11 protein-coding genes are annotated in these 9,224 nt (G+C 69.2%); 7 read left to right on the forward strand and 4 right to left on the reverse strand.

The genetic code is table 11. The features are described from left to right. The first annotated feature begins 70 nt into the window (after window positions 1–70). Window positions 71–1,045, forward strand: a complete 975-nt coding sequence (locus A5663_RS12280) for a cobalamin biosynthesis protein (protein WP_068148829.1) — start codon at window positions 71–73, stop codon at window positions 1,043–1,045. On the opposite strand, the gene A5663_RS12285 is transcribed toward A5663_RS12280, so the two are convergent. The 3 genes from A5663_RS12285 to A5663_RS12295 are packed head-to-tail and all read right to left on the reverse strand — an operon-like array spanning window position 999 to window position 2,999. Further along, the gene (locus A5663_RS12285; RefSeq protein ID WP_068148831.1) at window positions 999–1,820 is read right to left on the reverse strand and encodes an SURF1 family protein; all 822 of its coding nucleotides are present in this window, start codon (window positions 1,818–1,820) and stop codon (window positions 999–1,001) included. The genes A5663_RS12280 and A5663_RS12285 overlap by 47 nt on opposite strands. Continuing rightward, window positions 1,820–2,314: a low molecular weight protein-tyrosine-phosphatase gene (locus tag A5663_RS12290; protein WP_068148832.1), complete on the reverse strand. Its 495-nt coding sequence runs from the start codon at window positions 2,312–2,314 to the stop codon at window positions 1,820–1,822. The genes A5663_RS12285 and A5663_RS12290 overlap by 1 nt, the downstream gene beginning before the upstream one ends. Then, window positions 2,307–2,999 (reverse strand): HAD-IA family hydrolase, encoded by a 693-nt coding sequence (locus A5663_RS12295; protein ID WP_068148835.1) that lies wholly within the window; start codon window positions 2,997–2,999, stop codon window positions 2,307–2,309. The genes A5663_RS12290 and A5663_RS12295 overlap by 8 nt, the downstream gene beginning before the upstream one ends. Window positions 3,000–3,054: 55 nt before the next feature. Between A5663_RS12295 and cobC the strand changes: the two genes are divergently transcribed. The 4 genes from cobC to A5663_RS12315 are packed head-to-tail and all read left to right on the forward strand — an operon-like array spanning window position 3,055 to window position 7,018. After that, a complete protein-coding gene (cobC, locus tag A5663_RS12300) occupies window positions 3,055–4,077 on the forward strand; it encodes an Rv2231c family pyridoxal phosphate-dependent protein CobC (protein WP_068148837.1) in 1,023 nt (340 codons plus the stop codon). Next, window positions 4,074–5,192 carry a Nif3-like dinuclear metal center hexameric protein gene (locus tag A5663_RS12305; protein ID WP_068148840.1) on the forward strand — a complete coding sequence of 373 codons (1,119 nt, stop codon included), beginning with the start codon at window positions 4,074–4,076 and terminating at the stop codon, window positions 5,190–5,192. Before cobC ends, A5663_RS12305 begins: the two co-directional genes overlap by 4 nt. Window positions 5,193–5,195: 3 nt before the next feature. Continuing rightward, on the forward strand, window positions 5,196–5,933 hold the full coding sequence (locus tag A5663_RS12310; protein WP_068148842.1) for a zinc ribbon domain-containing protein: 738 nt from the start codon (window positions 5,196–5,198) through the stop codon (window positions 5,931–5,933). After that, window positions 5,930–7,018 carry a bifunctional RNase H/acid phosphatase gene (locus A5663_RS12315; protein ID WP_068148845.1) on the forward strand — a complete coding sequence of 363 codons (1,089 nt, stop codon included), beginning with the start codon at window positions 5,930–5,932 and terminating at the stop codon, window positions 7,016–7,018. Before A5663_RS12310 ends, A5663_RS12315 begins: the two co-directional genes overlap by 4 nt. Here the strand turns inward: A5663_RS12315 and A5663_RS12320 are convergent. After that, entirely contained in the window at window positions 7,015–7,587 is a 573-nt protein-coding gene (locus A5663_RS12320; RefSeq protein ID WP_068148848.1) for a helix-turn-helix domain-containing protein, read from the reverse strand. The genes A5663_RS12315 and A5663_RS12320 overlap by 4 nt on opposite strands. 47 nt (window positions 7,588–7,634) lie before the next feature. Here A5663_RS12320 and A5663_RS12325 point away from each other — a divergent pair, with 47 nt between their 5' ends. Then, the gene (locus A5663_RS12325) at window positions 7,635–8,252 is read left to right on the forward strand and encodes a class I SAM-dependent methyltransferase (protein ID WP_068148850.1); all 618 of its coding nucleotides are present in this window, start codon (window positions 7,635–7,637) and stop codon (window positions 8,250–8,252) included. A gap of 73 nt (window positions 8,253–8,325) precedes the next feature. After that, a partial coding sequence (locus A5663_RS12330) for a DUF222 domain-containing protein (protein ID WP_156744455.1) occupies window positions 8,326–9,224 on the forward strand: 899 nt, incomplete at its 3' end.

Consider the following 9,224-nt stretch of genomic DNA (forward strand, 5'->3'; position numbering starts at 1 on the left):
TCCTCTGATCGGCGGCGCGGCGTGCGAGCCTCCCGCATGCGAGTAGACCACGTTGTGAGACGCTCGCGGGATGTTTGCGCCGACCTCCCGTTCACGCGTGGTGGGGATCGCGGTCGGCTGCATTGCGGATGCGCTGTTCGGTGACCCGCGACGCGGCCATCCGGTGGCCGTCTTCGGCAGCGCCGCAGCGGCTTTGGAGCGGCGCAGCTACGCGGACACCCGCTCGGCCGGTGTCCTGCACACCGCAGCGCTGCTCGGCGCGCTCGCGGTGCTCGGCCTCGCAGCGGACCGGGCCGCCCAGCGCCGTGGCGCCGTCGCGGCTACGGCCACCGTGGCGGCGACGGTTTTCGTCGCGCTGGGCGGGACGTCGCTGGCGCGCACCGGAAATCAGATGGCCGGGCATCTCGACCGCGGCGACGTCGAGGCGGCGCGGCGACTGCTGCCCGCCCTGTGTGGCCGCGACCCCGCTGTGCTGGACGAGGCCGGACTCACGCGGGCGGCACTGGAATCCGTGGCCGAGAACACCTCCGACGCGCAGGTGGCCCCGCTGCTCTGGGCGGCCGTCGGCGGCGTTCCCGCGGTGCTGGTCTATCGCGGTGCGAACACGCTCGACGCGATGATCGGTCACCGGTCCGCCCGCTATCTTCGATTCGGTTGGGCTGCAGCGCGTTTCGACGACATTGCGAACTACCTGGCCGCACGCGTGACCGCGGCCCTGGTGGCCTTGTGCGCGCCCGTGGTCGACGGCGCGCCGGTGCCAGCATTGCGCGCATGGCGGCGCGACGCGGGACGCCATCCCAGCCCGAACGCCGGCGTGGTGGAGGCTGCCTTCGCGGGCGCGCTGGGCGTGCGACTCGGCGGCCCGACGCGGTACTCCCATCGCCTGGAAATCCGGCCCGCACTGGGCGACGGTCCAGCGCCCGGGGTGACCGATCTGCGCCGCGCCGTGCGGTTGTCGCGGACCGTCCAGGTGGCCGCCGCCGCTGTGGCGCTGGCGCTCAGCGCCGTCGGCCGTAGCGGTCGGCGAGCTTGTCTTCCGTCGTGACCGGAGCGTCGGGTTGAGCCTGCTCCTGCGCGGCCTTCTCGCGCCTGCGCTGGCGTAGTTCCGCATAGGCGAAGTACCCCAACCCGATCGGCGCGATGATGCCGAATGCGATCCACTGGATCCCGTAAGACAGGAACGGCCCGGCGTCGAGATGCGGCAGCGGAATCGCGCTGAGTACGCCCGGCTGGTCGGGCTCCAACTGCAGAAAAGAACCGGCCAGCGGCACGCCGGTGATCGCCGAGATCTGTTCGGTGTTGATCGAGTACACCTGCTGGAAGCCGTCCTGGCGGAACGGCTTCTTGTCTTGGGCGAGCAGTTCGGAGTCGCGCAGGCGCGCGGCGATCGTCACTGTCCCGTCCGGCGCCGGCGCGATCGCCGGGACCCCCGAAGCCTGCACCGGCCGGACGTACCCGCGGTCGACCAGCACGGTCGGCCCGCCGTCCACAGCGAACGGCACCAGCACCTGGAACGCCGGTTCGCCCTCGACCATTCGCAGCCGCGCCAGCACCTGACCTTGCGGCAGGTAGCGCCCGGTCGCGGTGACGCGTCGCCACTGGGCGTCGGGTGCCGCCGAATCCTGGTGCGGCAGAAGTGTCGTCACCGGCACCGGCTCGGCCGTCAGCGAGTGTGAGATCTGCGCGTTCTCGCGGGAGGTCTTGGTGTTCTTGCCCAGCTGCCACGGCGCCAGCACGGTGAAGCACAGGTAGGCGAACGCGGCGACGACGACGAACAGCGCCAGCCACGACGGTCGCAGCAGGAACGTCCACCGGCGCATCAGCTTGCGATTCCCCGGCTGCTGAGCTGCTCGTCGACCCAGTCGTGCAGGCCCGGCAAGGACGCTTCGATGACGGTGTAGACGTCCTCGAAGTCGGCGTGGTCGCCGTAGTAGGGATCGTCGACGTCCAACGGGTGGGCGCCGGAGCGCGGGTCGAACGACCGCAGCATCCGGATCCGCTCGGCAGGCACCCCGAGGTCCTGCAACATCCGAACATGGTTGCGGCCCAATGCGATCACCAGGTCGGCGGACATGTGGTCGTCGTCGACCTGGGCAGCGCGGTGCGCGGTCGGATACCCGTGCTCGTGCAGCACGTGGCTGGCGCGGCGGTCGGCGGGTTCACCGGCGTGCCAGCCGCCGGTGCCCGCGCTGCTCACCCGGACGGCATGACCGAGGCCGCGTTCGCGGATCTGATGGGCGAACATCTTCTCGGCCATCGGTGACCGGCAGATGTTGCCCGAACAGATGAACGTCACGTGCAGCGGATCAGACACCCAACACCTCGCGCAGGCCGGCGACCGTGGAGACATGCGCCAGCGTGGGGGTGGCGTCCGGCTCGTCGAAATCGCCTTTTCCGTAACCCCATCCGACTACCACCGTGTCGATGCCGTGCGCGGCCGCACCTTCGACGTCGTGGCAGCGGTCGCCGACCATCAGCACCCGCTCGGGCAGGTCGCCGAGTTGTGCCAGCGCGTGTGCGACCACGTCGACCTTGCTCGCGCGCGAGCCGTCGACACTGGCGCCCGCGATGACCTCGAAGCAGTCGGCGAGGCCGAAGTGGGCGAGGATCTGCTGTGCGGTCGGCTCGGCCTTCGAGGTGGCGACGGCCAGCCGAACGCCTGCCGCGCGCAGGTCGGCCAGCAACTCCGGGATACCGTCGAACACGCGGTTCATCGCCCAGCCACGGGTGCGGTAGTCGGCGCGGTATGCCGCGATGGCCGCGTCGGTCTGGTCGCCGAGCCCGAGGCGCCGCAGCGTGTGATGCATCGGCGGGCCGACGATCATGCCGGCCAGGTCTCCGTCGGGTACCGCGGCGCCGACCGACGCGAGCGCATGCCGGAAACTCGAGACGATGCCCTGCGCGGAATCGGTCAGGGTGCCGTCGAGGTCGAAGATCACCAGTTGGGGGCGGGTCGCCGTAGCGGGGGAGGCCAGTCCGGAGAACAGCGTGTCGGTCACGTGTTCATTCTCCCCGATCGCAGAACCTCGGCGGTCGTCGCACTAGTGTCGTGATGTGTCGAGTCCTTTGCGTGCGGCCGCGCGCTACCACGGCGACCAGGCCGTGACTCCCGGGATGCTCGACTTCGCGGTCAACGTCCGCCCCGACGCGCCGCCGTCCTGGCTGTTAGAGCGTCTCGCCGACCGGTTGACCGACCTCGGCCGGTACCCGAGCGCCGTTGATGTGGACCGTGCCCTCGCCACCGTTGCTCGCCGACACGGGCGCGGGGTGGACGAGGTCGCGCTGCTGGCCGGGGCCGCCGAAGGGTTCGCGCTGCTGGCCGAATTGCGACCGCGACGGGCCGCGCTGATCGCGCCGTCGTTCACCGAGCCAGAGGCCGCGCTCGCGGCGGCGCGGGTCCCGTTCGAGCATGTGGTGCTGGAACCGCCGTACACCTTGCCCCCGGATGCGGTGCCCGAGGACGCGGACCTCGTCGTGCTCGGCAACCCCACCAATCCCACCGGGGTCCTGCACAGCCGCGCCGACGTACTGGCGCTGCGTCGGCCCGGTCGCCTCGTGGTGGTCGACGAGGCGTTCGCCGACGCGGTGCCGGGCGAGCCCGAGTCGCTGGCCGCCGAGGCGCTGCCGGACGTGGTGGTGCTGCGCAGTCTGACCAAGACGTGGGGGTTGGCGGGGCTGCGAGTCGGTTATGCGCTGGGGCCGGCGGACGTGCTGGAGCGGTTGACCGCGCGACGCGCGCACTGGCCGCTCGGCACGCTTCAACTCGAAGCCATCGCCGCGTGCAGCGAGCCCGACGCCGTGGGGCAGGCCGACCGCGCCGCCCGTCGCCTGGTCGAGGTGCGCGCCGAGATGGTGACCGGGTTGACTAGCATCGGCGTGCATGTCGTCGACGGTTCGGCCCCCTTCGTCCTGTTCCGCGTGCCGGATGCCGTGCTGATGCGAAAACATCTGGACGCCAACGGCATTGCGGTGCGACGCTGTGACACGTTCGTCGGGCTCGACGATCGGCACCTGCGTGCTGCGGTGCGCCCGGAGTGGCCCGTGCTCGTCGACGCGTTGGCCGAGGTGCTGCGGTGAGCGCGCGGCTGGCCGACATCATCGACGTGCTCGACGCCGCCTATCCGCCTCAGCTCGCGCAGGACTGGGATTCGGTCGGCCTGGTCTGCGGCGACCCGGCGGAGACGGTCGAGACGGTCACGGTCGCGGTCGACGCCACCGCCGCCGTCGTGGCAGCGGTGCCTGACCGCGGCCTGTTGTTGGCGCATCATCCGCTACTGCTGCGGGGGGTCGACACGGTCGCTGCCAGCACCGCCAAGGGCGCACTGATCCATCGGTTGATCCGGACGGGCAGGTCGCTGTTCACCGCCCATACGAACGCGGACTCGGCGTGCCCCGGCGTCTCCGACGCGCTGGCCGAAACGCTCGGCTTGACCGTCGAGGAGGTGCTCGCGCCCGTGAGCGCGAACTCCGATCTGGACAAGTGGGTCGTCTTCGTGCCCGGGGAGAACTCCGAGTCGCTGCGCGAAGCGATGTTCACAGCGGGTGCGGGACGCATCGGCGACTACTCGCACTGCTGCTGGACCACCGCGGGCACCGGACAGTTCCTTCCGCACGAGGGCGCTTCGCCTGCGATCGGCAGCGTCGGGGCGGTCGAACGGGTACCGGAGGACCGCGTCGAGGTCATCGCGCCTAAGCGGTTGCGTGGGCGTGTACTGGCCGCGATGCGAGACGCCCATCCGTACGAGGAGCCCGCATTCGACATCTTCGCGTTGGCGCCGATTCCCGAGAATGTCGGGTTGGGACGGATTGGCGTGCTGGAACGCCCGGAGTCCTTGTCGGCGTTCGTATCTCGGGTTCGCGAGGCGTTGCCGGCCACGACCTGGGGCGTGCGTGCGTCGGGTGAGCCTGAAGCCACGGTGTCGCGGGTCGCGGTATGCGGCGGGGCGGGCGATTCATTCCTCGAGCTGGTCGCCGACCGCGGCGTGGACGCGTACGTGACGTCGGACCTTCGCCACCATCCCGCCGACGAACACCGACGCGCCTCCGATGTCGCACTGGTGGACGTCGCCCATTGGGCCAGCGAGTATCCGTGGTGTCTGCAAGCCGCGGGCATCTTGCGTGAACACTTCCGAGACGCGCTGGCCGTAGAGGTTTCAGACGCGCGGACCGACCCATGGAATGTCGAGAGTTGAGGCATGAAAGCTGAAGTAGCTCAACAACAGTCGTTACTCGAATTGGCGACGATCGACGCGCAGTTGAGTCGTCTGGAGCACCGGGCCAAGAATCTGGCCGAACAGCTTCGGCTCCAAGATGTGCAGTCCGCGCACCGCGATGCGAACGATCGGTTGGCTGCGTTGCAGATCGCCATCGAGGATCTGGATGCGCAGGTCGCGAAGTTCGAATCCGAGATAGACGCGGTGCGCCAGCGCGAGGAGCGAGATCGCGCGCTGCTGGCCGGTGGCACCGTCGATGCCAAGCAGCTCACCGAGCTGCAACACGAACTCGACACACTCGAGCGCAGGCAGGCGGCGTTGGAGGACTCGCAGCTGGAGGTGATGGAGCGACGCGAGGAGTTGGAGCGCGACCAACAGAGCGAGCTCGCCAAGATCGACGAGTTGCAGACGGACCTGGGTACCGCGCAGACGGCTTGTGACGACGCGCGCACCGAGATCGACCAACAGCGCCACCAGGGCCTCTCGCGCCGCGACGAGCTCGTCGCCGGGCTCGACCCCGAACTGGTTGCGCTCTACGAGCGGCAGCGGGTCCGCGGCGGCGCAGGCGCGGGACAGCTGCAGGGCCGCCGGTGCGGGGCCTGCCGGCTCGAGATCGACAAGGGGGAGCTGGCGCGGATCTCGGCAGCGGCCGATGACGAAGTGCTGCGTTGTCCGGAGTGCGGGGCGATCTTGTTGCGGGTCAAGGGCATAGGCGCGTGAAGGTCGTCGTCGAAGCGGACGGCGGCTCGCGCGGCAACCCCGGACCGGCGGGCTACGGATCGGTGGTCTGGGCGGCGGACCGCAGCGTCGTACTCGCCGAAAGCAAGGAAGCGATCGGCCGGGCCACCAACAACGTCGCCGAGTATCGCGGGCTGATCGCAGGGCTCGGCGAGGCGGCCAGTCTGGGCGCGACCGAGGTCGACGTGTTCATGGACTCGAAGCTCGTCGTGGAGCAGATGTCGGGGCGCTGGAAGGTCAAGCATCCAGACATCAGTCCCCTGTATCAGCAGGCGGGAGAACTGGCGAGGCGCTTCGACCGGGTGACATACACCTGGATTCCTCGCGAAAAGAACAGCCATGCTGACCGGCTGGCGAACGAGGCGATGGACGCAGCGGCCGAATTGTCGACTGGTACTGAGGAAAACGCCGGCAAGCAGGCGCCGAACCCGGTGGCGTGGAGCGGCGCACGAGGAGCGCCGACCCGGTTTCTGCTGCTGCGCCATGGGCAGACCGAATTGTCCGTGCACCGGCGGTATTCGGGCCGCGGCAACCCGCCGCTGACCGACCTCGGCCGGCGGCAGGCCGAGGCGGCCGCGCGCTATCTGGGCCAGCAGGGCGGTGTCGCTGCGGTCATCACCTCGCCGCTGCAGCGGGCGTACGACACCGCGGCGGCGGCGGCCAAGGCCCTCGGCCTGGACGTCTCCGTCGACGACGATCTGATCGAGACCGACTTCGGGGCGTGGGAGGGGCTGACGTTCGTCGAAGCCGCCGAGCGCGATCCTGACCTGCACCGTCGCTGGTTGCGCGACACGTCTCTGGCACCGCCGCAGGGCGAGAGTTTCGACGCGGCCGCCGAACGGGTCGGCAGGGCACGGGCACGAATCGTCGCCGAGCACGCGGGGGAGACGGTGGTGGTGGTCTCGCACGTCACGCCGATCAAGACGCTGTTGCGCATGGCGCTCGACGGCGGGCCGAGCATCCTCTACCGGTTGCACCTAGATTTGGCATCGCTGTCCATCGCCGAGTTCTATCCCGACGGCGCCGCGTCGGTGCGGCTGGTCAACCAGACGGCCTACCTGGATTAGTCGTGTAAGTGGAGCCGTTCACCGTGCGGCCCGAATATCGTGATCGCTTCGACCGGTCCGTCGGCCGCGCCGAACCAGTGCGGGGTCCAAGTCGAGAATTCCACTGCCTCACCGGGTTTGACGGTGAAGTCACGCTCGCCCAGGATCAACCGGAGCTGACCGGACAGCACGTACATCCAGTCCTGGCCCTCGTGCACCGGCAGTTCGGCCGGCGGAGTCCGGCGCCGGGCGCTGATCCTGATTTTGAAGGCATGCAGACCGTTGGCCGCCTGGCGGGTCAGCGGCCAGTACGTGATCCCGCGTGCGGTGTGTGATCCGCTGCGCACCCGCGGATCCTCGGCCTCCGGCGTGCGCAGTAGTTCGTCGGTGCTCACCGACAGAGCGGCAGCCAACCGCGGCAGATGGTCGAGAGCCAGTCGACGCTTGCCGGATTCGAGGCGGCTCAGAGTCGACACGTCGATGTTCGACCGGCCCGCGACCTCTTCCAGGGTGAGTCCCCGTTGCATGCGGAGCTCACGCAGCCTGCGTCGCACCCGGACGTCGACACTGTCGTCGGTTCTTGCCTCCATGGCAACAAAGCTTGGCACTTCTTGCGCGGAGGCTGCAAGGTGGTCACATGAGCGCCAAACAACACTGGGAAGAGCGGTACAACGAAAAAGAGCGGATCTGGAGCGGGCGGGCGAACATTCGGCTCGTTGAGGTGGCATCAGACCTCGACCCCGGCACTGCACTGGACCTGGGCAGCGGCGAGGGCGGCGACGCCATGTGGCTCGCGGAGCGAGGATGGCAGGTGCTCGCCGTCGACATCTCCGAGACCGCCCTGCGCCGCGCTGCAGAAGATGCCGCCGCGCGTGGAGTCGACGATCGCATCGAGTTCCGGCAGCACGATCTGTCGGAGGGCATTCCCGCGGGTGAGTTCGATTTGGTGAACGCTCAGTTTCTGCACTCGACTTTGCCGCTGGATCGGCCAGCGATCCTTCGGGCGGCTGCGCGTGCCGTCCGCCCGGGCGGGCTTCTGCTGATCGTGGATCACAGCGGCCCGCCGCCATGGGTGTCGAAGCTCGACGGGCACGACCACACCTTCGCCCCGCCCGAGGAAGTTGTCGCGGGGCTGGATCTGGTTGAGACCGAATGGGAGCCGGCTCGAATCCAAACGCCGACGCGCGAGCTGACGACGCCGGACGGGGAGCCGACGACGTGGGTTGACAACGTGATCATCCTGCGAAGGCGCTAGCCCTAGACGACGTCTGTGGATAGCGGACCCTGACAGAAAGCTCGAATCGGTGGATCGGTGTAGCATCGAACATGTGTTCGAAGCCGTGGGTGATGCCGATCTGCTTGAGGTGATGGGTGAGGCTCAGCGCGCCGAGCGGGTTGCAGTGGCGCGCAAGGTGATCGCTGCAGGCCGGTTCGGGTTGCGTCGGTTCGCGGCGATGGGCAACACCCATGCGAGTTGGTGTATTGACGATTGGGACGTGATCGCGTCCGAGGTCGCCGCGGAGTTGGGGGTCAGCCGTGGGCGCGCCTCGGCGATGATCTCCTATGGCTGCACGCTGATCGAGCAGTTACCGCGCCTGGCTGAGGTCTTTGGCGGCGGGCGCGTCGATTTGCGGGTGATCCGCATCATCGACTACCGAACCGCGCTGGTGGTCGATGAGCAGGCGATGGCGGTGATCGATGAACGCCTGGCGCGGGCGGCGCCGGGGTGGAACAAGCTCTCTGATGCCCGGATCGCGCAGTTGGTCGACTGGATGGTGCTCGATGTCGACCCGCAGGCGCTGCGGGTGGCCCACAAACGCGACGAGGACCGCCATCTCGAGATCAGCACCGAGGGATACGGGACCGCCGAGGTGTGGGGCCGGTTACACGCGACCGTCGGCGCGGCCCTGGATGAGAAATTGGCCCAGTTGGCGGGCACGGTGTGCGGTGATGATCCGCGTACCGTGCGCCAGCGCCGCGCCGATGCGGTGGAGGCGTTGCTGGCCGGCGCATCGAAGATGGCCTGCCGGTGCGACACCGAGCGCTGCGCGGCGGGGGATCGGCCCGCCGCGACCGCTGTGGTGATCCATGTGATCGCCCAGGACGCGACCCTGGCCGGAAAGACGAACACGCCGGGGTATGCGCCCGGCATCGGGGTGCTGCCCGCGGCGCTGGTGCGCGAGATGGCCGCCACCGCCACCCTCAAACCGCTGCACATCCCCACCGA

It is taken from the genome of Mycobacterium sp. E740 (assembly GCF_001672895.1).
Classification (GTDB): Bacteria; Actinomycetota; Actinomycetes; order Mycobacteriales; family Mycobacteriaceae; genus Mycobacterium.